At 50.9% G+C, this 22,723-nt stretch carries 22 protein-coding genes and 4 pseudogenes; 16 read left to right on the forward strand and 10 right to left on the reverse strand.

What is annotated here, in order from left to right; translation table 11 throughout:
• Nucleotides 1-22: 22 nt before the first annotated feature.
• On the reverse strand, nt 23-811 hold the full coding sequence (locus tag C1P89_RS12680) for a deaminated glutathione amidase (protein ID WP_005141211.1): 789 nt from the start codon (nt 809-811) through the stop codon (nt 23-25).
• Nucleotides 812-903: 92 nt separating this feature from the next.
• Here C1P89_RS12680 and crcB point away from each other — a divergent pair, with 92 nt between their 5' ends.
• Entirely contained in the window at nt 904-1,287 is a 384-nt protein-coding gene (crcB, locus tag C1P89_RS12685) for a fluoride efflux transporter CrcB (RefSeq protein ID WP_000939738.1), read from the forward strand.
• Nucleotides 1,288-1,340: 53 nt separating this feature from the next.
• Here the strand turns inward: crcB and cspE are convergent, their stop codons facing one another.
• The 3 genes and pseudogenes from cspE to C1P89_RS12700 form a co-directional block, all read right to left on the reverse strand.
• A complete protein-coding gene (cspE, locus tag C1P89_RS12690) occupies nt 1,341-1,550 on the reverse strand; it encodes a transcription antiterminator/RNA stability regulator CspE (RefSeq protein ID WP_000034825.1) in 210 nt (69 codons plus the stop codon).
• Between the two features lie 174 nt (nt 1,551-1,724).
• Nucleotides 1,725-2,192: pseudogene (gene pagP, locus C1P89_RS12695) on the reverse strand (lipid IV(A) palmitoyltransferase PagP); the annotation flags it as partial.
• A gap of 16 nt (nt 2,193-2,208) precedes the next feature.
• Nucleotides 2,209-2,906 (reverse strand): IS1-like element IS1A family transposase gene (locus C1P89_RS12700; protein WP_094096600.1). Its coding sequence is split into 2 segments (ribosomal slippage): nt 2,209-2,657 and nt 2,657-2,906, totalling 699 coding nucleotides; the frame shifts between segments, so codons are not numbered across the junction.
• A gap of 49 nt (nt 2,907-2,955) precedes the next feature.
• Between C1P89_RS12700 and dcuC the strand changes: the two genes are divergently transcribed.
• Nucleotides 2,956-4,323, forward strand: coding sequence for an anaerobic C4-dicarboxylate transporter DcuC (dcuC, locus tag C1P89_RS12705; protein ID WP_032156018.1), 1,368 nt, complete (start codon nt 2,956-2,958; stop codon nt 4,321-4,323).
• Between the two features lie 40 nt (nt 4,324-4,363).
• On the opposite strand, the gene dpiA is transcribed toward dcuC, so the two are convergent.
• Entirely contained in the window at nt 4,364-5,044 is a 681-nt protein-coding gene (gene dpiA / locus C1P89_RS12710) for a two-component response regulator DpiA (RefSeq protein ID WP_000126495.1), read from the reverse strand.
• Nucleotides 5,013-6,671, reverse strand: a complete 1,659-nt coding sequence (gene dpiB / locus C1P89_RS12715; RefSeq protein ID WP_005141195.1) for a sensor histidine kinase DpiB — start codon at nt 6,669-6,671, stop codon at nt 5,013-5,015. The genes dpiA and dpiB overlap by 32 nt, the downstream gene beginning before the upstream one ends.
• A 379-nt stretch (nt 6,672-7,050) precedes the next feature.
• Between dpiB and C1P89_RS12720 the strand changes: the two are divergent.
• The 12 genes and pseudogenes from C1P89_RS12720 to yldA all read left to right on the forward strand — a co-directional run.
• Nucleotides 7,051-7,167: pseudogene (locus tag C1P89_RS12720) on the forward strand ([citrate (pro-3S)-lyase] ligase); the annotation flags it as partial.
• A gap of 36 nt (nt 7,168-7,203) precedes the next feature.
• A protein-coding gene (locus tag C1P89_RS12725) for an IS1-like element IS1A family transposase (protein WP_094096600.1) occupies nt 7,204-7,901 on the forward strand; the annotation gives its coding sequence in 2 pieces (ribosomal slippage) (nt 7,204-7,453 and nt 7,453-7,901; 699 coding nt in all).
• 16 nt (nt 7,902-7,917) lie between these two features.
• Nucleotides 7,918-8,886: pseudogene (gene citC, locus C1P89_RS12730) on the forward strand ([citrate (pro-3S)-lyase] ligase); the annotation flags it as partial.
• A 14-nt stretch (nt 8,887-8,900) separates the two neighbouring features.
• Nucleotides 8,901-9,197 carry a citrate lyase acyl carrier protein gene (gene citD, locus C1P89_RS12735; RefSeq protein ID WP_000700703.1) on the forward strand — a complete coding sequence of 99 codons (297 nt, stop codon included), beginning with the start codon at nt 8,901-8,903 and terminating at the stop codon, nt 9,195-9,197.
• The gene (citE, locus tag C1P89_RS12740) at nt 9,194-10,102 is read left to right on the forward strand and encodes a citrate (pro-3S)-lyase subunit beta (RefSeq protein ID WP_000622357.1); all 909 of its coding nucleotides are present in this window, start codon (nt 9,194-9,196) and stop codon (nt 10,100-10,102) included. The genes citD and citE overlap by 4 nt, the downstream gene beginning before the upstream one ends.
• 10 nt (nt 10,103-10,112) lie before the next feature.
• The gene (gene citF / locus C1P89_RS12745; protein ID WP_005141192.1) at nt 10,113-11,645 is read left to right on the forward strand and encodes a citrate lyase subunit alpha; all 1,533 of its coding nucleotides are present in this window, start codon (nt 10,113-10,115) and stop codon (nt 11,643-11,645) included.
• Between the two features lie 3 nt (nt 11,646-11,648).
• Nucleotides 11,649-12,200: a citrate lyase holo-[acyl-carrier protein] synthase gene (citX, locus tag C1P89_RS12750; protein WP_000550422.1), complete on the forward strand. Its 552-nt coding sequence runs from the start codon at nt 11,649-11,651 to the stop codon at nt 12,198-12,200.
• Nucleotides 12,175-13,053 (forward strand): triphosphoribosyl-dephospho-CoA synthase CitG, encoded by an 879-nt coding sequence (gene citG / locus C1P89_RS12755; RefSeq protein WP_000062445.1) that lies wholly within the window; start codon nt 12,175-12,177, stop codon nt 13,051-13,053. The genes citX and citG overlap by 26 nt, the downstream gene beginning before the upstream one ends.
• Before the next feature lie 50 nt (nt 13,054-13,103).
• Complete coding sequence (gene citT / locus C1P89_RS12760) at nt 13,104-14,567, forward strand: citrate/succinate antiporter CitT (RefSeq protein WP_000050326.1); 1,464 nt, start codon at nt 13,104-13,106, stop codon at nt 14,565-14,567.
• 113 nt (nt 14,568-14,680) lie between these two features.
• Complete coding sequence (gene rna / locus C1P89_RS12765) at nt 14,681-15,487, forward strand: ribonuclease I (protein WP_000643398.1); 807 nt, start codon at nt 14,681-14,683, stop codon at nt 15,485-15,487.
• A gap of 229 nt (nt 15,488-15,716) precedes the next feature.
• Nucleotides 15,717-16,127: a nucleoside diphosphate kinase regulator gene (rnk, locus tag C1P89_RS12770; protein WP_000089731.1), complete on the forward strand. Its 411-nt coding sequence runs from the start codon at nt 15,717-15,719 to the stop codon at nt 16,125-16,127.
• Between the two features lie 137 nt (nt 16,128-16,264).
• Nucleotides 16,265-16,354, forward strand: a complete 90-nt coding sequence (gene yldA / locus C1P89_RS26260) for a small membrane protein YldA (protein ID WP_000796528.1) — start codon at nt 16,265-16,267, stop codon at nt 16,352-16,354.
• A gap of 3 nt (nt 16,355-16,357) precedes the next feature.
• Here the strand turns inward: yldA and C1P89_RS12775 are convergent, their stop codons facing one another.
• The gene (locus tag C1P89_RS12775; protein WP_000646162.1) at nt 16,358-17,596 is read right to left on the reverse strand and encodes a zinc-dependent alcohol dehydrogenase; all 1,239 of its coding nucleotides are present in this window, start codon (nt 17,594-17,596) and stop codon (nt 16,358-16,360) included.
• Between the two features lie 220 nt (nt 17,597-17,816).
• Between C1P89_RS12775 and uspG the strand changes: the two genes are divergently transcribed.
• Nucleotides 17,817-18,245: a universal stress protein UspG gene (gene uspG / locus C1P89_RS12780; RefSeq protein ID WP_000278504.1), complete on the forward strand. Its 429-nt coding sequence runs from the start codon at nt 17,817-17,819 to the stop codon at nt 18,243-18,245.
• Nucleotides 18,246-18,365: 120 nt separating this feature from the next.
• On the opposite strand, the gene ahpF is transcribed toward uspG, so the two are convergent.
• Nucleotides 18,366-19,931 carry an alkyl hydroperoxide reductase subunit F gene (ahpF, locus tag C1P89_RS12785; protein WP_000887629.1) on the reverse strand — a complete coding sequence of 522 codons (1,566 nt, stop codon included), beginning with the start codon at nt 19,929-19,931 and terminating at the stop codon, nt 18,366-18,368.
• Nucleotides 19,932-20,101: 170 nt separating this feature from the next.
• A complete protein-coding gene (ahpC, locus tag C1P89_RS12790; protein WP_000052796.1) occupies nt 20,102-20,665 on the reverse strand; it encodes an alkyl hydroperoxide reductase subunit C in 564 nt (187 codons plus the stop codon).
• A 371-nt stretch (nt 20,666-21,036) separates the two neighbouring features.
• On the opposite strand from ahpC, the pseudogene dsbG reads away from it, so the two are divergent.
• Nucleotides 21,037-21,799, forward strand: a pseudogene (gene dsbG, locus C1P89_RS12795) (thiol:disulfide interchange protein DsbG).
• Here dsbG and C1P89_RS12800 read toward each other — a convergent pair.
• Nucleotides 21,793-22,490 (reverse strand): IS1-like element IS1A family transposase gene (locus tag C1P89_RS12800; protein WP_094096600.1). Its coding sequence is split into 2 segments (ribosomal slippage): nt 21,793-22,241 and nt 22,241-22,490, totalling 699 coding nucleotides; the frame shifts between segments, so codons are not numbered across the junction. The pseudogene dsbG and the gene C1P89_RS12800 sit on opposite strands and share 7 nt — an antisense overlap.
• Between the last annotated feature and the right edge of the window lie 233 nt (nt 22,491-22,723).

The raw sequence follows: 22,723 nt of genomic DNA on the forward strand, positions 1-22,723 counted from the left end.
TCAAGCGCCGAGTAAAAAAACATCATAATAATTGCGGCGGCGCAAAGCGACGGTTGTTTAAGACGGGCAGTTGCGCGCGCACCTGACGCACACGTTCGGGCGTCACTTCCGCCATAATGAGTGCAGGCATTTCTGACGCTGCCGCAATGGTGACGCCAAAGGGATCTATAATCCAGCTTTGCCCGATATTTTTGTTCCCGCACTCCCCCGCCGCCACCATATAACAGGTGGTATCCAGCGCACGAGCGGCAAGCAACGTTGACCAGTGATGCTCTTTGAGCGGCCCGCGAACCCAGGCGGCAGGAAGTACCAGGATTTCAGCTCCCTGTAATGCCTGTGCCAGCGCCAGCTCTGGAAAGCGTAAGTCATAACAGGTCATCAGACCGACCTTCATCCCCTCCACCTCGAGTAACGGAGCGATTTCATTACCAGCATCAACACGGCGTGATTCCTGAATGGCAAATGCATCATAGAGATGCAATTTGGCATAACGGGCGACGATGTTTCCTGCCTGTAGCGCCACCAGCATATTCCATGCGCGCCCCGGCGTTGAAGGAACATGAATCGTCAGAATTGTCGTCATCATGTTACGTTTACTTTCTCGCCGTAAACGTCCGAGGAATTCGCCTTCCAGCAGCTGTGCTGATTTAACCGATAGATCTGCATCATGATCATCGCGCGCCAGCAATGCTTCCGGCAGGACGAACAGCGATACGTCGTTTTCCGCCGCCTGCGCCATCAACGAGGCACAAATCTCAGCGTTCTTTTCCCACACAGATGTAACAGCAAACTGTCCTGCGGCAACCAGCATTGCCACCTCCTGTCAGAGTCGTAAAATTCGCCAACGACGATTATTCGGCGTTACACTTATCACTCATACAAATCAAATAGCAGGATTTTGCAGTGTTACAACTTCTTTTAGCAGTTTTTATTGGCGGTGGTACGGGAAGCGTGGCGAGATGGCTGTTAAGTATGCGATTTAACCCGCTGCATCAGGCGATTCCGTTGGGGACGCTGGCAGCAAACCTGATTGGGGCATTCATCATAGGAATGGGATTCGCCTGGTTCAGCAGGATGACGAACATTGATCCAGTGTGGAAAGTATTAATCACCACCGGATTTTGTGGCGGTCTAACAACCTTCTCAACATTTTCGGCAGAAGTGGTGTTTTTGTTACAAGAGGGCCGCTTTGGCTGGGCGTTACTGAACGTTTTCGTCAACCTTCTGGGGTCTTTTGCCATGACCGCACTGGCTTTCTGGCTGTTTTCGGCCTCAACCGCACACTAAAGACCAAAAAAAACCCGCTGATTAAGCGGGTTTTGAATTCTTGCTGACGTATCTTACAGAGCGATTACGTTTGCAGCAGAAGGGCCTTTGGCACCGTTAGTGATTTCGAACTCTACGCGCTGACCTTCAGCAAGAGTTTTAAAACCATTAGTCTGGATTGCAGAGAAGTGTACGAACACGTCTTTGCTGCCGTCTTCCGGAGTAATGAAACCGAATCCTTTGGACTCATTAAACCACTTAACGTTACCTTTAATCTTAGACATCAAAATTACCTTTACATGAAAAATAGACACAAATGCTGTGTCGGTTACCAGTACACCAATTGTGGTACGCTTTGTCCAGTGCAACTTTACTAAAAAGTGATAAAAGTCGCGTTATTTTTGATGTTACTTATTTTAGTTATTGATTTTAAAGAAGTTACTAAAACTTCATTTGTCTCAAAACTGAAAGCGCATCCAGGCAAAGTACACATTGCCATTGTTGTAGGTACCCGGAATGTAGGTCATCTGAAAAGTCACTGGGCCATAACCCACGGAGGCCAATGGCAGTAGAACCGGGAGAGGGATGTAATTCCAGTTATCGCGTGCCGTTACGCCAGCGGTGAATCCCAGACCTAAATGAAAATTTTCATCCGCCAGCGGTCGCCAGGTACTTTCCCATCCGTATCCGGCAATCGGTTCCCATTTGTTCCACGAGTCCTTAAATGCCATGGCATACAGGCCATGCCAGTTTCCTTTTTCATCCCATCGCGACTGACCAAAACCGCCACCCCACGGTCGCTCGTTATAGCGATCGGTTTTTTCTTTGTCGTAAGCGAAACGTGCATGCCAGGTGATGGCAGGAATATATAAATCATAATGTTCAGGCTGTTGCCAGGTTTGTGCAATATTTTCTCTAAACGTTGTCGGTAATGACTCCAACTTATTGATAGTGTTTTATGTTCAGATAATGCCCGATGACTTTGTCATGCAGCTCCACCGATTTTGAGAACGACAGCGACTTCCGTCCCAGCCGTGCCAGGTGCTGCCTCAGATTCAGGTTATGCCGCTCAATTCGCTGCGTATATCGCTTGCTGATTACGTGCAGCTTTCCCTTCAGGCGGGATTCATACAGCGGCCAGCCATCCGTCATCCATATCACCACGTCAAAGGGTGACAGCAGGCTCATAAGACGCCCCAGCGTCGCCATAGTGCGTTCACCGAATACGTGCGCAACAACCGTCTTCCGGAGACTGTCATACGCGTAAAACAGCCAGCGCTGGCGCGATTTAGCCCCGACATAGCCCCACTGTTCGTCCATTTCCGCGCAGACGATGACGTCACTGCCCGGCTGTATGCGCGAGGTTACCGACTGCGGCCTGAGTTTTTTAAGTGACGTAAAATCGTGTTGAGGCCAACGCCCATAATGCGTGCAGTTGCCCGGCATCCAACGCCATTCATGGCCATATCAATGATTTTCTGGTGCGTACCGGGTTGAGAAGCGGTGTAAGTGAACTGCAGTTGCCATGTTTTACGGCAGTGAGAGCAGAGATAGCGCTGATGTCCGGCAGTGCTTTTGCCGTTACGCACCACCCCGTCAGTAGCTGAACAGGAGGGACAGCTGATAGAAACAGAAGCCACTGGAGCACCTCAAAAACACCATCATACACTAAATCAGTAAGTTGGCAGCATCACCATTGGGGTTGTGGTTATTGTGGGTGTAGCTCGCTACATCATTAAAGGGTATTCCGCCACTGGTGTGTTATTTGTCGGTGGCCTGTTATTGCTGATTATCAGTGCCATTATGGGGCACAAAGTGTTACCGTCCAGCCAGGCTTCAACAGGCTACAGCGCCACGGATATCGTTGAATACGTTAAAATATTACTAATGAGCCGCGGCGGCGACCTCGGCATGATGATTATGATGCTGTGTGGATTTGCCGCTTACATGACCCATATCGGCGCGAATGATATGGTGGTCAAGCTGGCGTCAAAACCATTGCAGTATATTAACTCCCCTTACCTGCTGATGATTGCCGCCTATTTTGTCGCCTGTCTGATGTCTCTGGCCGTCTCTTCCGCAACCGGTCTGGGTGTTTTGCTGATGGCAACCCTATTTCCGGTGATGGTAAACGTTGGTATCAGTCGTGGCGCAGCTGCTGCCATTTGTGCCTCCCCGGCGGCGATTATTCTCGCACCGACTTCAGGGGATGTGGTGCTGGCGGCGCAAGCTTCCGAAGTGTCGCTGATTGACTTCGCCTTCAAAACGACGCTGCCTATCTCAATTGCTGCAATTATCGGCATGGCGATCGCCCACTTCTTCTGGCAACGTTATCTGGATAAAAAAGAGCACATCTCTCATGAAATGTTAGATGTCAGTGAAATCACCACCACTGCTCCTGCGTTTTATGCCATTTTGCCGTTCACGCCGATCATCGGTGTACTGATTTTTGACGGTAAATGGGGTCCGCAATTACACATCATCACTATTCTGGTGATTTGTATGCTGATTGCCTCCATTCTGGAGTTCCTCCGCAGCTTTAATACCCAGAAAGTTTTCTCTGGTCTGGAAGTGGCTTATCGCGGGATGGCAGATGCGTTTGCTAACGTGGTGATGCTGCTGGTTGCCGCTGGGGTATTCGCTCAGGGGCTTAGCACCATCGGCTTTATTCAAAGTCTGATTTCTATCGCTACCTCGTTTGGTTCGGCGAGTATCATCCTGATGCTGGTATTGGTGATTCTGACAATGCTGGCGGCAGTCACGACCGGTTCAGGCAATGCGCCGTTTTATGCGTTTGTTGAGATGATCCCGAAACTGGCGCACTCTTCCGGCATTAACCCGGCGTATTTGACTATCCCGATGCTGCAGGCGTCAAACCTGGGTCGTACCCTATCACCCGTTTCTGGCGTAGTCGTTGCGGTTGCCGGGATGGCGAAAATCTCACCATTTGAAGTCGTAAAACGCACCTCGGTGCCGGTGCTTGTTGGTTTGGTGATTGTTATCGTTGCTACAGAGCTGATGGTGCCAGGAACGGCAGCAGCGGTCACAGGCAAGTAAATAGTAATGCCGGAGGCAAGTTTCCTCCGGCTTTATCATGTCACCCACTGTGGTATATGCGTTGTGGTCTGCCAACTTTGCCGTGAACAATTTCAGCAATAATCAGATGGCGGCTGGCGCAATATTCAAGATAACGCCTGGCAGTGGTGCAGCTGATGGTCAGTGCCTGCGCCACCGTTTCTGCCGTATGTTGCACACCAGGCTCTTTAAACAGTTTTCGCACCGCGTTTAGCGTCAAGGGGTCAATGCCGGTCGGTAGCTCGTCCTTAGGTTCACCGCGAGCATAAGCATTAAACATCTCATCAATTTGCTTCTGGCTGGCGCTATCAATACTTTCCAGCATATGTTTACGCTGGCGGAAACGGGTTAGCGTTTGCCCCAGCCGTTCATAGGCAATGGGCTTAATGAGATAATCAAATACACCACAACGTACGGCTTCAGACACCGTTTCCATATCGCTGGCTGCAGTGGTAAACACCACGTCGCCGGGATAATGCGCCTGCACCAGTTCATGCAGTAAATTAATCCCTCTACCGTCAGGAAGATAGTTATCGAGCAAGATTAGCCCCGGCTTAAAACGCTCGATCATCATTCGGGCCTGCGCCAGATTTCCCGCCAGTAATATCTGACTGAATCCGGGAATGTGACGAATATATTCCGCATGCATCTCTGCCAGCGGCGTTTCGTCCTCAACGATCAATAGGGTTAATGGAGCTGTCATTAGGTTTCACTTTCGGAATATAGATTGAAAATAAGGTACCGCAGGGATCATTATCTTCGAGAGTGATAACACCACCGCAGCGCGTTACGTAGCTGGCAATCAAGTACAACCCAATGCCATGTTCACCGGGCTCGTCAGCACGCGTACTGACCCCCTGCTCAAATATTTTGTCTCTTAGAGACTCTGGAACGCCGCAGCCCTGATCGGCGACTTCAATCACCACATCATCGCCTTCATCGCTGAGGAATAATTCAACGATCTTGTTTCCTTCATCGCTACGCAGGCTGGCTTCGAAGGCGTTATCAAGTAAATTGCCAACAATGGCGGCAAACTCGGTGCTATCCAGTCCTGGCGGCAGTTGCGAAAGCTGGCTACCGGGGACGATGATCATTTTTAGCCCCAGTTCGCGGGCGCGCTGCACTTTACCAAAAAGCAGCCCCGCCACCTGGCGATCGGCAAACGCCTCACGCAGGCTGTCAATAAGCTGTTGCTGGGCCTGAGACTCCCCCTGCACCATGGCCAGCACGCGATCATACTCTTTCATCTGCAACAGACCATTGAGCGTCGACATCCAATTGAGATGCTCGTGTCGCAATGTACGAAGGCTCTCGACGTATTGTTTTATTTGCGTCAGTTGCGCATTGAGGGTGGAAATTTCGTCTTTACTACGAAAGCTGATAATGGCCCCCAGCAAATCATCACCTGAACGAATAGCTTCCCGGTTGGCAATAACGTTCAGACCATTAAAGTTCGCCACCACATCCTGACGTTTTTCATCAATCTGTTCGGTAAAGAAATCGGCGGGCCTGACCACTTCAGCAATGGGTTTACCCAACCATTGCCGTCCGGGAGAGCTCAGCCCCAGCATCTTTCTTGCGTTACGATTGATGGCTGTAATGTAACCATGCGGATCCACCGCAATCAGCCCTTCATAAACCGAACTAAACAGCGCCTCTTGCTGACGGACCACGCGTGCGATTTGCTTTGGCTCCATGCCCATCATTTGTCGACGGATATGCGCGGCCAGGAACCACGACAGCAACATCAGAATCCCTAACAGCACGACAAACACGCCTGCCATCGGTAATAAAAACTCAGCCCGCCAGCTATCGATTTTACTCACCAGGTAGCCAATCGACACCACGCCGATGACTTTTCCATCGTCATCAAAGATTGGCGTTTTGGCGCGCATCGCCATCCCCATTGCCCCTTTCCCGGTAATGAAGTAGCTCTCCCCTTTCTCCAGCGCGCCCTGTTTGGTGAACTGCATAGGATAACCAATTTTCTCCGGATTAAGATGGTAAAGGCGGATCGAGTGCCGGTCGCCAATCACCACATAATCAAAATCGGTATCTCTTTGTAATTTGTTAGCGATGGTCGCCAGCCGTTTGTAGTCACGCGTTTTCACCGCAGAGATGACACTGTCATTGGAGGCAATAATTTTCGCCTGATTCATTGCCATGTCGCGTACATGAAGCGTTAAATAGTCCTCAAAACTGGCCGTAAAATATTGCGCCAGGGCTGCAATGACAAATATTGAGAACACCAGAATCAGCAAAAAGATACGCAGCGGAAATGCCAGTCTTTGGAAAAATGCAAACTGTTTATTCTCGTTAAGCTGCAACATTGTTTTCCTTGCGGGTTGTCCCGAGCCTCTTTGACGGATGTAATTAAAATGTTGAATCAAAATACATAGATATTAATTATGATCGTGGCAAATTTTATTCATTAAATCAATTAAATCACTTAAACCTGCAGGTCATTTCGTAATTACATTAATTAAAAAACTTAAAACCATTAAATAAATAAAAAACCACTAACTCTATGTGAAATAAATCAAAATTTCACGCTGCAATACTCCTTAGAATGTATAGCGAAAGGAGAAAAAGATATACCTCGATCACCCCCCTTTCTCCCAAGTGAAAATAAAAGGTTATCAACTTGCAACATTGAACAACATTCGTTGCAAATCGATAACAACATGCACCTTCAGGATACTATTTATTATGTTCGGCAATGATATTTTCACCCGCGTAAAACGTTCAGAAAATAAAAAAATGGCGGAAATCGCCCAATTCCTGCATGAAAATGATTTGAGCGTTGAGGTGATGCTGCCAACTTACTGATTTAGTGTATGATGGTGTTTTTGAGGTGCTCCAGTGGCTTCTGTTTCTATCAGCTGTCCCTCCTGTTCAGCTACTGACGGGGTGGTGCGTAACGGCAAAAGCACTGCCGGACATCAGCGCTATCTCTGCTCTCACTGCCGTAAAACATGGCAACTGCAGTTCACTTACACCGCTTCTCAACCCGGTACGCACCAGAAAATCATTGATATGGCCATGAATGGCGTTGGATGCCGGGCAACTGCACGCATTATGGGCGTTGGCCTCAACACGATTTTACGTCACTTAAAAAACTCAGGCCGCAGTCGGTAACCTCGCGCATACAGCCGGGCAGTGACGTCATCGTCTGCGCGGAAATGGACGAACAGTGGGGCTATGTCGGGGCTAAATCGCGCCAGCGCTGGCTGTTTTACGCGTATGACAGTCTCCGGAAGACGGTTGTTGCGCACGTATTCGGTGAACGCACTATGGCGACGCTGGGGCGTCTTATGAGCCTGCTGTCACCCTTTGACGTGGTGATATGGATGACGGATGGCTGGCCGCTGTATGAATCCCGCCTGAAGGGAAAGCTGCACGTAATCAGCAAGCGATATACGCAGCGAATTGAGCGGCATAACCTGAATCTGAGGCAGCACCTGGCACGGCTGGGACGGAAGTCGCTGTCGTTCTCAAAATCGGTGGAGCTGCATGACAAAGTCATCGGGCATTATCTGAACATAAAACACTATCAATAAGTTGGAGTCATTACCGAGCGTTGACACCACAGTCGAAGTATTTATTACCGTAACCCGCGATGAAAAGCTTATCACGTGCGGTGGAATTGCCGGAAATATTATTAAATGCGTTGCTATCAGTGAATCCGTTCGCGGTGAAGGACTGGCGCTGACATTAGCCACTGAATTGATAAACCTCGCCTATGAGCGGCACAGCACGCATCTGTTTATTTATACCAAAACCGAATACGAGGCGCTGTTCCGCCAGTGCGGTTTTTCCACGCTGACCAGCGTACCCGGCGTGATGGTGCTGATGGAAAACAGCGCCACGCGGCTGAAACGCTATGCCGAATCGCTGAAAAAATTTCGTCATCCAGGGAACAAGATTGGCTGCATTGTGATGAACGCCAATCCCTTCACGAATGGTCACCGTTATCTGATTCAACAAGCTGCGGCACAGTGCGACTGGTTGCATCTGTTTTTAGTCAAAGAAGATTCTTCACGCTTCCCCTATGAAGACCGGTTGGATCTGGTGTTAAAAGGCACCGCCGATATTCCACGCCTGACTGTGCATCGCGGCTCCGAATACATCATCTCCCGCGCTACGTTCCCTTGCTACTTCATTAAAGAACAGAGCGTCATTAACCATTGTTACACCGAAATTGATCTGAAGATTTTCCGTCAGTACCTCGCTCCCGCGCTGGGTGTAACTCACCGCTTTGTCGGTACTGAACCCTTTTGTCGCGTTACCGCCCAGTACAACCAGGATATGCGCTACTGGCTGGAAACGCCGACTATCTCCGCACCGCCCATCGAACTGGTTGAAATTGAGCGGCTGCGTTACCAGGAGATGCCGATATCCGCTTCCCGGGTACGTCAACTGCTGGCGAAAAACGATCTCACGGCTATCGCGCCGCTGGTCCCTGCAGTCACGCTGCATTATTTGCAGAACCTGCTTGAGCACTCCCGCCAGGACGCGGCAGCTCGTCAAAAGACCCCCGCATGAGAAACAGGTGAAAAATGAAAATAAACCAGCCCGCCGTTGCAGGCACCCTTGAGTCTGGGGATGTGATGATACGCATCGCCCCACTCGATACGCAGGATATCGACCTGCAAATCAATAGCAGCGTTGAGAAACAGTTTGGCGATGCAATTCGCACCACCATTCTGGACGTTCTCGCCCGCTACAACGTGCGCGGCGTACAGCTGAATGTCGATGACAAAGGCGCACTGGACTGCATTTTACGTGCACGACTGGAAGCCCTGCTGGCACGCGCCAGCGGTATCCCGGCTCTGCCATGGGAGGATTGCCAATGATTTCCGCTTCGCTGCAACAACGTAAAACTCGCACCCGCCGCAGCATGTTGTTTGTGCCTGGTGCCAATGCCGCGATGGTCAGCAACTCCTTCATCTACCCGGCTGATGCCCTGATGTTTGACCTCGAAGACTCCGTAGCATTGCGTGAAAAAGACACCGCCCGCCGCATGGTTTACCACGCGCTGCAACATCCGCTGTATCGCGATATTGAAACCATTGTGCGTGTCAACGCGCTGGATTCCGAATGGGGTGTCAACGACCTGGAAGCCGTCGTTCGCGGTGGTGCGGACGTTGTGCGTCTGCCGAAAACCGATACCGCTCAGGATGTTCTGGATATCGAAAAAGAGATCCTGCGTATCGAAAAAGCCTGTGGTCGTGAACCCGGCAGCACCGGCCTGCTGGCGGCGATTGAATCTCCGCTGGGGATTACCCGCGCAGTGGAAATCGCTCACGCTTCCGAGCGTTTGATCGGTATCGCCCTCGGTGCAGAAGACTATGTGCGCAACCTGCGTACAGAACGCTCCCCGGAAGGAACTGAACTGCTGTTCGCACGCTGTTCCATTTTGCAGGCCGCGCGCTCTGCGGGTATTCAGGCGTTCGATACCGTCTATTCCGACGCTAACAACGAAGCCGGATTCCTGCAAGAAGCCGCCCACATCAAACAGCTGGGCTTTGACGGCAAATCGCTGATCAACCCGCGTCAGATTGATCTGTTGCACAACCTCTACGCACCGACCCAGAAAGAAGTGGATCACGCCCGCCGCGTCGTAGAAGCCGCTGAAGCCGCCGCTCGCGAAGGCCTCGGCGTGGTTTCCCTGAACGGCAAGATGGTGGACGGTCCGGTTATCGATCGTGCCCGTCTGGTGCTCTCCCGTGCAGAACTTTCCGGCATCCGCGAAGAATAAGGCAATCAAAATGACGCAGAAAATTGAACAATCTCAACGACAAGAACGGGTAGCGGCCTGGAATCGTCGCGCTGAATGCGATCTTGCCGCTTTCCAGAACTCACCAAAGCAAACCTACCAGGCTGAAAAAGCGCGCGATCGCAAACTGTGCGCCAACCAGGAAGAAGCGATTCGTCGCTCTGGTTTACAGGACGGCATGACGGTTTCCTTCCATCACGCTTTCCGTGGCGGTGACCTGACCGTCAATATGGTGATGGACGTCATCGCTAAGATGGGCTTTAAAAACCTGACCCTGGCGTCCAGCTCCCTGAGTGATTGCCATGCGCCACTGGTAGAACACATTCGCCAGGGCGTGGTTACCCGCATTTATACCTCCGGCCTGCGCGGTCCACTGGCAGAAGAAATTTCCCGTGGTCTGCTTGCGGAACCGGTGCAAATCCACTCTCACGGCGGACGTGTGCATCTGGTACAGAGCGGCGAACTGAATATCGACGTGGCTTTCCTCGGCGTCCCGTCCTGTGATGAATTCGGTAATGCCAACGGTTACACCGGTAAAGCCTGCTGCGGCTCCCTCGGCTATGCAATGGTTGATGCCGACAACGCAAAACAGGTTGTGATGCTTACCGAAGAACTGCTGCCTTATCCGCATAATCCGGCAAGCATTGAGCAAGATCAGGTTGATTTGATCGTCAAAGTTGACCGCGTTGGCGATGCTGCAAAAATCGGCGCTGGCGCGACCCGTATGACCACTAACCCGCGCGAACTGCTTATTGCCCGTAGCGCTGCGGATGTGATTGTCAACTCTGGCTACTTCAAAGAAGGTTTCTCCATGCAAACCGGCACCGGCGGCGCATCGCTGGCGGTAACCCGTTTCCTGGAAGACAAAATGCGTAGCCGCGATATTCGCGCCGACTTCGCCCTCGGCGGTATTACCGCGACGATGGTTGATCTGCACGAAAAAGGTCTGATCCGCAAACTGCTGGATGTGCAGAGCTTTGACAGCCATGCTGCGCAATCGCTGGCCCGTAACCCCAATCACATCGAAATCAGCGCCAACCAGTACGCTAACTGGGGTTCGAAAGGCGCATCGGTTGATCGTCTCGACGTGGTGGTACTGAGCGCGCTGGAAATTGACACCCAGTTCAACGTTAACGTGCTGACCGGCTCTGACGGCGTACTGCGTGGTGCTTCCGGTGGTCACTGCGATACCGCGATTGCCTCTGCGCTTTCCATCATCGTCGCGCCGCTGGTACGCGGTCGTATTCCGACTCTGGTGGATAACGTGCTGACCTGCATCACCCCAGGCTCCAGTGTCGATATTCTGGTCACAGACCACGGTATCGCAGTTAACCCGGCACGTCCGGAACTGGCAGAACGTCTGCAGGAAGCGGGCATTAAAGTGGTTTCCATTGAGTGGCTGCGCGAACGCGCGCGTCTGCTGACCGGTGAACCACAGCCGATTGAATTCACCGACCGCGTCGTTGCCGTTGTGCGTTACCGCGATGGCTCGGTGATCGATGTTGTGCATCAGGTGAAGGAATAAGCCATGCACCTGCTTCCTGAACTCGCCAGCCACCATGCGGTGTCAATTCCCGAGCTGCTCGTCAGCCGGGATGAAAGGCAAGCACGGCAACACGTCTGGCTCAAGCGCCATCCTGTTCCACTGGTCTCCTTTACCGTGGTTGCGCCTGGGCCGATTAAAGACAGCGAGGTCACACGCCGAATTTTTAATCATGGCGTGACAGCCTTGCGTGCCTTAGCCGCAAAACAGGGCTGGCAAATTCAGGAGCAGGCTGCACTGGTTTCCGCCAGCGGGCCGGAGGGCATGTTGAGCATTGCCGCCCCGGCTCGCGACCTCAAGCTCGCCACCATTGAGCTTGAACATAGTCATCCTCTCGGGCGGTTATGGGATATCGATGTCCTGACGCCCGAAGGCGAAATTCTCTCCCGCCGCGACTATTCACTGCCGCCTCGCCGCTGCCTGTTGTGCGAGCAAAGCGCAGCCGTCTGCGCGCGTGGAAAAACCCATCAACTGACCGATTTACTCAACCGCATGGAGGCACTGCTGAACGATGTCGATGCCTGCAACGTCAACTAAAACCACAAAGCTTGCGACGTCATTGATCGATGAGTACGCCCTGCTGGGCTGGCGCGCCATGCTGACTGAAGTCAATCTGTCACCGAAACCAGGCCTCGTGGATCGGATTAACTGCGGTGCACATAAAGATATGGCGCTGGAAGATTTCCACCGCAGCGCGCTGGCGATTCAGGGCTGGCTACCCCGTTTCATTGAATTTGGTGCCTGTAGTGCGGAAATAGCACCAGAAGCGGTACTCCACGGATTACGCCCAATTGGTATGGCTTGCGAAGGTGATATGTTCCGCGCCACTGCGGGCGTAAACACGCATAAAGGCAGCATTTTTTCTTTAGGGCTACTATGTGCGGCAATTGGCCGTTTGCTTCAACTCAACCAACCGGTAACGCCAACAACCGTTTGTTCTACGGCGGCAAGTTTCTGCCGTGGCCTGACCGATCGAGAACTGCGTACCAATAATTCACAACTGACGGCAGGTCAACGGTTGTACCAGCAGCTTGGCCTTACCGGCGCACGCGGTGAAGCCGAAGCGGGTTATCCACTGGTGATCAATCACGCCTTGCCGCATTACCTCACTCTGCTGGATCAGGGGTTAGATCCTGAACTGGCATTGCTCGATACCTTGCTCCTACTGATGGCGATCAACGGCGATACCAACTTTGCATCGCGCGGTGGCGAGGGGGGCCTGCGCTGGCTACAGCGCGAGGCGCAAACATTATTGCAAAAAGGGGGCATTCGAACCCCCGCCGATCTCGATTATCTCCGGCAGTTCGACAGGGAGTGTATCGAACGAAATCTCAGTCCAGGCGGCAGTGCCGACCTGCTGATCCTTACCTGGTTTTTAGCACAGATTTAATTATTTAAGCACTTGATAAATTTGGAAATATTAATTTTCGGAGAACCCGTATGTCTTTAGCAAAAGATAATATATGGAAACTATTGGCCCCACTGGTGGTGATGGGTGTCATGTTTCTTATCCCTGTCCCCGACGGTATGCCACCACAGGCATGGCATTACTTCGCTGTGTTTGTGGCAATGATTGTCGGCATGATCCTCGAGCCAATTCCGGCAACAGCGATCAGTTTTATTGCGGTTACTATTTGCGTTATTGGCAGTAATTACCTGCTCTTTGATGCCAAAGAATTAGCTGACCCAGCGTTTAATGCGCAAAAACAGGCGCTGAAATGGGGTCTGGCTGGTTTTTCCAGCACCACGGTATGGCTGGTATTTGGCGCATTTATTTTTGCATTAGGGTATGAAGTTTCCGGGTTAGGTCGTCGCATTGCCCTTTTCCTGGTGAAATTCATGGGCAAACGCACGCTGACGTTGGGTTATGCGATTGTCATTATCGACATTCTGCTGGCACCGTTTACACCGTCCAACACCGCGCGTACCGGGGGTACGGTTTTTCCGGTCATTAAAAACCTGCCGCCGCTGTTTAAATCATTCCCCAACGATCCGTCCGCGCGTCGTATTGGCGGCTATTTGATGTGGATGATGGTCATTAGTACCAGTCTGAGTTCGTCCATGTTTGTCACCGGTGCGGCACCAAACGTGCTGGGTCTGGAGTTCGTCAGCAAAATTGCCGGTATCCAGATTAGCTGGTTGCAGTGGTTCCTCTGCTTCCTGCCGGTTGGGGTTATCTTGCTTATCATTGCGCCGTGGCTTTCCTACGTGCTGTACAAACCGGAAATCACACACAGTGAAGAAGTGGCAACCTGGGCGGGTGATGAACTGAAAACCATGGGTGCGCTGACACGCAGAGAGTGGACACTGATTGGCCTTGTATTGCTCAGCTTAGGTTTGTGGGTTTTTGGCAGTGAAGTCATTAATGCTACTGCAGTTGGTCTGCTGGCAGTTTCGCTAATGCTGGCCCTGCACGTTGTGCCTTGGAAAGATATTACCCGCTATAACAGCGCATGGAACACGCTGGTCAACCTGGCAACTCTGGTTGTGATGGCTAACGGCCTGACTCGTTCTGGCTTTATTGACTGGTTCGCCGGTACCATGAGTACGCACCTGGAAGGATTCTCACCAAACGCAACGGTGATTGTACTGGTTCTGGTGTTCTACTTTGCACACTACCTGTTTGCCAGCCTGTCTGCGCACACCGCAACCATGCTGTCGGTTATTCTGGCCGTCGGTAAAGGTATTCCGGGCGTACCAATGGAACAACTGTGTATCCTGCTGGTGCTGTCTATCGGTATCATGGGCTGTCTGACGCCGTATGCAACCGGTCCTGGGGTGATTATTTACGGCTGTGGCTATGTGAAATCAAAAGATTACTGGCGTCTTGGCGCAATCTTCGGGGTGATTTACATCTCTATGTTGCTGTTGGTTGGCTGGCCGATTCTCGCCATGTGGAACTAATACGTTCGCCAAACGCTGAATAAATCATCACGCCCGCCAGGTAAGCCCACCTGGCGGGCTTTTTTATGATTTAATAGATAGTATTCAGTGTATGTATGAGTTCCACACCCATTATGAAAGCATTCTGGCGTAACGCCGCGTTGCTCGCGGTTTCTCTGCTTCCCTTCTCTTCTGCCAACGCCGTAGCGTTGCAGGCAAAACAGTATGGCGATTTTGATCGCTATGTCCTGGCCCTCTCCTGGCAAACCGGATTTTGCCAGAGTCAACACGATCGAAATCGTAACGAACGAGATGAATGTCGCCTACAAACCGAAACGACCAACAAAGCTGATTTTCTGACCGTACATGGTCTGTGGCCAGGATTGCCTAAATCGGTTGCTGCCCGTGGTGTTGATGAACGCCGCTGGATGCGCTTCGGTTGCGCTACTCGCCCAATCCCGAATCTACCAGAAGCGCACGCCAGCCGGATGTGTTCATCGCCGGAAACCGGGTTATCACTGGAAACGGCCGCTAAACTAAGTGAAGTCATGCCAGGAGCTGGCGGACGTTCCTGCCTGGAACGCTACGAATATGCCAAACACGGTGCCTGCTTTGGTTTTGATCCGGACGCATACTTCGGTACGATGGTACGCCTGAATCAAGAAATTAAAGAGAGCGAAGCCGGAAAATTCCTTGCGGATAATTACGGTAAAACAGTGAGCCGCCGTGACTTTGACGCCGCCTTTGCCAAAAGCTGGGGAAAAGAGAACGTGAAAGCAGTTAAGCTAACGTGCCAGGGTAACCCTGCGTATTTGACTGAAATTCAGATCTCGATCAAAGCTGACGCCATCAACGCTCCGCTTTCTGCAAACTCATTCTTGCCACAACCACACCCAGGCAACTGTGGCAAAACCTTTGTGATTGATAAAGTGGGTTATTAATCATCTGATTTACAAAACACGCTAATTCGTCTTCCATAAACCGTGACGATTAAGAATTATACATAATGCGCTGCATTGAGGAATTCCCTGAATGTGACGCAAATCACTTCAAAGAGTGAGCAACAGTCAGTATCATCATGTGAGTTAAACCCTCGCCGCCTGACGGTGAGGGTTTTCTTTTGGGTATGTTTATCTGCGACACTCGCAGTACCGACGACATGGAGTAAAAATGTCCAGACCAACTATCATCATTAACGACCTGGATGCCGAACGCATCGATATTCTGCTGGAGCAACCCGCCTATGCTGGTTTGCCAATCGCCGACGCGTTAAACGCAGAGTTGGATCGCGCCCAAATGTGTTCGCCAGAAGAGATGCCACACGACGTGGTGACAATGAACAGCCGGGTTAAATTCCGCAATCTTAGCGATGGCGAAGTGCGTGTGCGCACGCTGGTGTATCCGGCAAAAATGACCGATAGCAATACTCAGCTTTCCGTTATGGCTCCGGTAGGTGCCGCACTGCTGGGGCTGCGCGTTGGCGATTCCATTCACTGGGAACTTCCGGGCGGCGTTGCAACCCACCTTGAAGTGCTGGAACTCGAATACCAGCCAGAAGCTGCTGGCGACTACCTGCTTTAATCCCATCTGCACAAGCGATAACTCGCTTTGCCCAGAGGATGCACTCGCATCCTCTTTACGCAAAATCAGCAATTTTTCCTGGTTCTCACTGTTCACTTTTGCTGCAAAATTATTCCGTTTCGTTTGTGGGAATAACCATGGCAGAAGCATTTTACATCCTGATAGGATTTCTGATTATGGCGGCGATTATCGTCATGGCTGTCCTTTACCTCGAAAACCACTCCTGACGATCATATTGTTCCCCCCGGCATCGCATTCACCAGACCTGAAACCGCCTTCTGCGCCGCCTCTGCGCTTTGTGCACCGGGTACCAGAATCACCTTACGGCACTCCTCTTCACGTTTTTCGAAAATCTCATATCCCCGGGCGGCCTCTTCAAACGGCATATAGTGGGTAACAATTTCTTCTGGTTTCAGTAATCCTTTCTCAATTAACGGTAATAATTCACCCAGCCATGCGTGAACGTGGGTCTGTCCCATTTTAAACGTCAACCCTTTATCAAAGGCGTCGCCAAACAGGAAACCGTGAATAAATCCAGCGTAGACGCCCGGTACGCTAACAATGCCGCCACGCCTGACCGCCGCAATACACTGGCGCAACGCTTTACCGCTGCTGCCCTCCAGTTTCAGGTTAGTCAGCACCGTTTCCGTGGTGCTGCCTTTCGCTTCAAAACCGACGGCGTCTATTACTGCATCCACGCCCCGGTGACCTGCCGTTTGTTCAATAATTGACTGTGCCGGATCGCTATCTTCATCGAAATTAATCGGGATCGCGCCGTAGCGGTCAGCGGCGAAACGCAAGCGGTAGGGATGATGATCAACAACAAAAATCTGTTCCGCACCGAGCAACCGTGCACAGGCGATTGTCAACAATCCCACTGGACCGGCACCATAGACTGCAACGCTTGAACCTTGTTGGATCTGCGCATTTTTTGCTGCCTGCCATGCCGTTGGCAGAATATCAGAAAGGAAAAGGGCTTTATCATCTGAAAGCAAAGGCGGTACTTTAAACGGCCCCACATTCCCTTTAGGGACGCGGACATATTCCGCCTGTCCACCAGGAACGCCACCATACAGGTGACTATAACCAAACAATGCCGCGGGAGCTGGTATCTGTTTTTTATTGAGCGCAGCGCCTTTACCCGCATTGGTATTTTCGCAGGCGGCATATTGCTGCATTCGACAGAAAAAACAGTCGCCACAAGCAATGACAAACGGAATTACCACCCGGTCGCCTTTTTGCAAATTTTTTACGTCCTTTCCGGTTTCAACGACTTCCCCCATAAATTCATGACCCAAAATATCGCCATGTTTAACCTGGGGTATTTTGCCTCGATAAAGATGGAGGTCAGAGCCACAGATCGCCGTTGCCGTAATACGCAGAATAATATCATCAGCCTGTTCAATGCCCGGATCGGGAACATTTTCTACCTGAACGTGATGTGGGCCGTGATAAGTCAATGCTTTCATGCAACCTCCAGAGACAGTTCAAAAAAGAGTCAGTCTTTAAGGGTAGCTATCACAGCGGGAAAACGGGCGGTACCGCAGGTTTTGGGAGAATTCCTGGTGTTCAGTGAGAATATATTAATCACAGAAACCGTTCGTAAGGAAAAAGAACCAGACAAATATCAGGGATAAATATTATAATCATGGCGAATGATTTGTTCATGATTAACAGGGAGAAAGGGTTATGTATAAGACAATCATTATGCCAGTTGATGTATTTGAAATGGAATTGAGCGACAAAGCTGTTCGCCACGCTGAATTCCTCGCCCAGGATGACGGAGTTATTCATCTACTTCACGTACTACCCGGGTCAGCCAGCCTGAGCCTGCACCGTTTTGCCGCTGATGTGCGTCGTTTTGAAGAGCATCTGCAACATGAAGCAGAAGAACGTCTGCAAACGATGGTCAGCCACTTCACCATCGATCCTTCCCGCATTAAACAACATGTCCGTTTTGGTAGCGTGCGGGATGAAGTCAATGAGTTGGCAGAAGAACTGGGGGCTGATGTTGTAGTTATCGGTTCTCGCAACCCATCGATTTCGACCCATCTGTTAGGTTCTAACGCCTCGAGCGTGATCCGCCACGCCAATCTGCCTGTACTGGTCATTCGCTAACAGATAAAAGTATTTATGCCGCCCTGCCTGGAACATCCCGGCAGGGCTTTTTAATGCCATAAAAAAGCCGCCAGGTTTGACCCCGGCGGCTAAGCAATTGCAGGTGAATCTTACTTCTTCTTATGCAGTTTTGGTGCGAATCAGGTAGTCAAAAGCACTCAAAGAGGCTTTGGCACCTTCGCCAGTGGCGATGATGATCTGCTTGTACGGAACCGTCGTACAGTCACCCGCTGCGAATACGCCTTTGACGTTGGTTTCGCATTTCGCATCAATGATAATCTCACCCATGCGGTTACGTTCGACTGCGCCTTCGAGCCAGTTGGTGTTCGGCAGCAGACCAATCTGCACGAAAATACCGGCCAGTTCGATGTTGTGAATATCGCCGCTGACACGATCTCGATATTCCAGACCAACGACTTTGCTGCCGTCGCCTTTCACTTCCGTGGTTTGCGCATTCAGAATAATGTCGACGTTTTTCAGGCTGCGCAGTTTGTCCTGCAGAACCTGGTCGGCTTTCATTTCTGGCGCAAATTCCAGCAGCGTTACGTGCTCAACGATACCCGCCAGGTCAATTGCCGCTTCCACGCCGGAGTTACCGCCGCCGATAACCGCTACGCGTTTACCTTTAAACAGCGGGCCGTCGCAGTGCGGGCAGTAGGTCACGCCTTTGGTGCGATACTGATCTTCGCCCGGAACGTTCATGTTGCGCCATTTTGCACCGGTCGCCACGATAATGCTGCGTGCTTTCAGTACCGCGCCAGAAGCTGTTTCAATCTGATGCAGACCACCTTCAACTGCTGCTGGGATCAGTTTGCTGGCGCTCTGGCTGTCGATCACATCAACGTCGTATTCATCAACGTGAACTTTCAGTGCGCCTGCCAGCTTCTGCCCTTCAGTCTTCGGTACAGAAATGTAGTTTTCGATATCAACGGTATCGAGGATCTGACCACCAAAACGTTCGCCCATCAGACCGGTACGGATGCCTTTACGTGCGGAGTAAATTGCTGCCGCTGCACCCGCCGGGCCGGAACCGACGATTAATACGTCATAAGCATCACGCTTGTTCAGCTCTTCTGCCGCACGTTTTTCCGCGCCCGTATCAATTTTGGCAACGATTTCAGTCAACGTCATGCGGCCCTGACCAAACTCTTTCCCGTTTACGAACACTGCCGGAACGCCCATCACGTTGCGATCGGTGATTTCGTTCTGGAAGGTGCCGCCGTCAATTGCAGTGTGCTTGATGCGCGGGTTCAGTACGCTCATCAGGTTCAGCGCCTGCACCACGTCCGGGCAGTTATGGCAAGAGAGCGAGTAATAGGTTTCGAATTCAAAATCACCGTCAATATGGCGAATCTGCTCCAGCAGAGACTGCGCTTCTTTCGACGGATGACCACCGGTCCACAGCAACGCCAGTACCAGCGAGGTGAACTCGTGGCCCAGCGGGGAGCCTGCAAAACGTGGCCCCTGGTTGGAACCTGGGTTGGTGATCAGGAAAGACGGCTTACGCACCGGCAAGCTGTTATCTTCTTTAAAGGTGACTTTGTCTGACAGTTCTGCGATTTCAGCCAACAGTTCCTTGATTTCTGCCGATTTAGCGCTGTCATCCAGCGTGGCAATTAACTCAACAGGCTTGGTCAATTTCTCAAGGTAAGCCTTGAGTTGAGTTTTCATATTTGTGTCGAGCATGTTTATCTCCTGGGCTTTAAACATCATCATGCAAGCGGCCTCTACGGCTACCTGGATGCAGCTTGCATCATGGTGCGGGGAAGAAAATCGGGTGCCGCAGCACCCGAAGAATTAGGTGAATTTCCGAAGTATTTCGCGCCGGAGTTGGTAGCGCGAAAGACGAAGGAAATTTAGATTTTACCAACCAGGTCCAGAGACGGAGCCAGAGTTGCTTCACCTTCTTTCCATTTAGCCGGGCAAACTTCACCTGGGTGAGAAGCTACGTACTGAGCTGCTTTGATTTTACGCAGCAGATCAGACGCGTCACGGCCAATGCCTTCAGCGGTAACTTCGATTGCCTGGATGATACCCTGCGGGTCAACAACGAAGGTCGCACGGTCAGCCAGACCTTCATCTTCACGCATGTTGTCGAAGTTACGGGTCAGGGCGCCAGTCGGGTCGCCGATCATCGCATATTTGATTTTAGCGATGGTTTCAGAGCTGCTGTGCCATGCTTTGTGGGTGAAGTGAGTATCGGTAGATACTGCGTATACGTCTACGCCCAGTTTCTGCAGTTCTTCGTAGTGGTCAGCAACGTCACCCAGTTCGGTCGGGCATACGAAAGTAAAGTCAGCCGGGTAGAAGAAGAAGACGCTCCAGCGGCCTTCGGTATCTTTTTCGGTGATTTCGATGAATTCGCCGTTTTTGAATGCCTGGTTTTTAAAAGGTTTAATTTTGGTGTTAATCAAGGACATCTATACTTCCTCCGTGTTTTCGATGAGATGTAAGGTAACCAATTTTTGCCGATTCGGCTAATGCGTTTCCATTATCAAATCGATAAGTTTTACCTTACAACCTTCGTAAGACAACTTTGTGAACTTTGCACCGCCAGCGGCGATAAAAAGTAAAATGGCCCCCTTTCCAGGTGACCGTGTAATCTGAACTACCCTTTGGTATCTTCAGCGCCTGCCTGCAGGCTGAGGTGTTGCCCTTACAAATGCAACAACGACATGGATTACAACACCCTCATAAACAAAGGGCAATCACCTGATCTAAGCTCTTACCTATGACAGTGATAGGTTATGCCTTTTACTCGACTTTTGCACTGACTGAAAAGGACAAATTAATGTTAAAAAAGATACTTTTACTGGCTCTGCTTCCTGCAATCGCCTTCGCAGAGGAACTTCCTTCCCCAGTAAAAGCGATTGAAAAACAGGGCATTACAATCATCAAAACGTTCGATGCCCCCGGAGGAATGAAAGGTTATCTCGGAAAGTATCAGGATATGGGCGTCACCATCTACCTACCTGACTCCCGATGGTAAGCACGCTATCTCTGGTTACATGTACAACGAGAAAGGTGAAAACCTGAGTAACACACTTATCGAAAAAGAAATTTACGCACCAGCCGGACGCGAAATGTGGCAACGGATGGAACAATCCCACTGGATCCTCGACGGTAAAAAAGATGCGCCGGTCATTGTCTACGTCTTCGCCGATCCGTTCTGCCCATATTGTAAACAGTTCTGGCAGCAGGCGCGCCCGTGGGTAGATTCTGGCAAAGTGCAATTAAGAACATTGTTGGTTGGGGTTATCAAGCCAGAAAGCCCGGCGACAGCAGCGGCAATTCTTGCCTCCAAAGATCCCGCAAAAACCTGGCAACAATATGAAGCCTCTGGTGGCAAGCTTAAGCTAAACGTGCCTGCAAACGTAAGTACAGAGCAAATGAAAGTGTTAAGTGACAATGAGAAACTGATGGACGATCTGGGGGCAAATGTCACGCCGGCTATCTATTACATGAGTAAGGAAAATACGCTGCAACAGGCCGTGGGGTTGCCCGATCAGAAAACGCTTAATATCATTATGGGGGTAATGACTCCAACTTATTGATAGTGTTTTATGTTCAGATAATGCCCGATGACTTTGTCATGCAGCTCCACCGATTTTGAGAACGACAGCGACTTCCGTCCCAGCCGTGCCAGGTGCTGCCTCAGATTCAGGTTATGCCGCTCAATTCGCTGCGTATATCGCTTGCTGATTACGTGCAGCTTTCCCTTCAGGCGGGATTCATACAGCGGCCAGCCATCCGTCATCCATATCACCACGTCAAAGGGTGACAGCAGGCTCATAAGACGCCCCAGCGTCGCCATAGTGCGTTCACCGAATACGTGCGCAACAACCGTCTTCCGGAGACTGTCATACGCGTAAAACAGCCAGCGCTGGCGCGATTTAGCCCCGACATAGCCCCACTGTTCGTCCATTTCCGCGCAGACGATGACGTCACTGCCCGGCTGTATGCGCGAGGTTACCGACTGCGGCCTGAGTTTTTTAAGTGACGTAAAATCGTGTTGAGGCCAACGCCCATAATGCGTGCAGTTGCCCGGCATCCAACGCCATTCATGGCCATATCAATGATTTTCTGGTGCGTACCGGGTTGAGAAGCGGTGTAAGTGAACTGCAGTTGCCATGTTTTACGGCAGTGAGAGCAGAGATAGCGCTGATGTCCGGCAGTGCTTTTGCCGTTACGCACCACCCCGTCAGTAGCTGAACAGGAGGGACAGCTGATAGAAACAGAAGCCACTGGAGCACCTCAAAAACACCATCATACACTAAATCAGTAAGTTGGCAACATCACCCATTATGGGAAATAAATAAAAGGTAATTCATGGATGGTTGAACTATATCCCTGCTTTTCAACCATCCTAAAAAAGCATGAATTGCTCGCTCTACCCTAAGTGGCTGTGCTATTTTAGAAAAACTTAATCCTGAGTTAAGCAAAAAAACATAATCAATAAAAATACATACGCAAAAAAC

The sequence above is a fragment of the Shigella sonnei genome (genome assembly GCF_002950395.1).
In the GTDB taxonomy this organism is placed as follows: domain Bacteria; phylum Pseudomonadota; class Gammaproteobacteria; order Enterobacterales; family Enterobacteriaceae; genus ECMA0423.